At 58.7% G+C, this 1,650-nt stretch carries 3 protein-coding genes; 1 reads left to right on the forward strand and 2 read right to left on the reverse strand.

The features are described 5' to 3' along the window. On the reverse strand, positions 1-826 hold an 826-nt coding region (locus FFS27_RS32505), incomplete at its 3' end, for a Clp protease N-terminal domain-containing protein (protein WP_171019285.1). Between the two features lie 27 nt (positions 827-853). Then, a complete protein-coding gene (gene clpS, locus FFS27_RS32510; protein WP_003097649.1) occupies positions 854-1,222 on the reverse strand; it encodes an ATP-dependent Clp protease adapter ClpS in 369 nt (122 codons plus the stop codon). 225 nt (positions 1,223-1,447) lie between these two features. Between clpS and cspD the strand changes: the two genes are divergently transcribed. Continuing rightward, a partial coding sequence (gene cspD, locus FFS27_RS32515; protein WP_033944663.1) for a cold shock domain-containing protein CspD occupies positions 1,448-1,650 on the forward strand: 203 nt, incomplete at its 3' end.

The following is a 1,650-nucleotide window of genomic DNA, read 5'->3' on the forward strand; positions in this document are numbered from 1 at the left end:
GCAAGGCCTTGAAGCGCTTCTCGAAGTCGCCGCGGTACTTGGTACCCGCGAGCAAGGCACCCAGGTCGAGGGAGTAGACCACGCTGTCGGCCAGCAGGTCCGGCACCTGGCCATCGACGATGCGCTTGGCCAGGCCTTCGGCGATGGCCGTCTTGCCGACCCCCGCCTCGCCTACCAGCAGCGGGTTGTTCTTGCGCCGACGGGCAAGGATCTGCGCCACCCGCTCGACTTCATGCTCACGCCCCACCAGCGGGTCGATCCGCCCCTGGCGAGCCAGTTCGTTGAGGTTGCTGGCATAGGCGTCCAGCGGATGGTTGGACGTGGCCGACTCGCCACCTTCCTCATCCTGCATATCCTGCTCCCCATCCTGCGGATGTTCGGCATGCCCGGGCACCTTGGAGATACCATGGGCGATGTAGTTCACCACATCGATACGCGCGATGCTCTGCTGCTTGAGCAGGAACACCGCCTGGCTTTCCTGTTCGCTGAAGATCGCCACCAGGACATTGGCCCCGGTCACTTCGCGCTTGCCGGAACTCTGCACGTGGAACACCGCACGCTGCAGGACGCGCTGGAAGCCCAGCGTCGGCTGGGTTTCGCGCTCGTCGTCGTGCTGCGGGATCAGCGGCGTGGTGGAATCGATGAATTCCTGCAGGTCGCGCCGCAGCTTGTCCAGGTTGGCACCGCACGCACGCAATACCGTTGCCGCCGCCTCATTGTCCAGCAAGGCCAGCAGCAGGTGCTCAACCGTCATGAATTCATGGCGTTTGGCCCTCGCCTCCTTGAAGGCGAGATTGAGGGTGACTTCGAGCTCTCGATTCAACATGGCTTCACCTCGCTCCCAAACATCCGATCAACTGTCTTTCTCTATCTCGCAGAGCAATGGATGCTGGCTCTCCCGTGCATACTGATTGACCTGCATCGCCTTGGTTTCGGCCACGTCCCGGGTAAACAAGCCGCAGACCGCCTTACCCTGAGTATGTACCGTCAACATGATCTTGGTGGCTTTTTCCCGGTCCATGTTGAAGAACACTTCCAGCACTTCAACAACAAAGTCCATCGGCGTGTAATCGTCGTTGAACAGTACCACCTTATACAACGGTGGCGGCTGTAATACAGGCTTCGACTCCTGTACCGCGAGCCCCGCCCCTTCGTCCTCGTGTTCATGAGGCTCGGGATGGTCCTGATTGAATGTTAGTCGAATCTGGCTAGGTGCATGCATGAGGAAAAAAAGCTTTGCCTTTCTGGAAAGTTATGGACCGACATGATGTTGATCCGTTTCTCAGGCGTATGGTTCAGCGCCTTGACTAACTGCAAAAGGGTGTTACAAACAATGGAATACCCCTACAGGGTATCAGGGGTTCCGCACCCGTCTCGACCCAGGTCGGACGCGGGATCGTAGTGGATGATACTCCAGCGTTGGAGTCCTTTGCAGAGGGATATGAGCATGCTCAGCGGTAAGGTCAAGTGGTTCAACAACGCCAAGGGCTACGGGTTCATCCTGGCCGAGGGCCGAGATGAGGACCTGTTCGCCCATTACTCGGCCATTCAGATGGACGGTTACAAGACACTCAAGGCGGGCCAGCCGGTCAATTTCGAGATCATCCAGGGACCGAAGGGACTGCATGCCATCAACATCAGCCCCGCTAC

Source organism: Pseudomonas sp. 2VD (assembly GCF_005503585.1).
Taxonomy (GTDB): domain Bacteria; phylum Pseudomonadota; class Gammaproteobacteria; order Pseudomonadales; family Pseudomonadaceae; genus Pseudomonas; species Pseudomonas aeruginosa.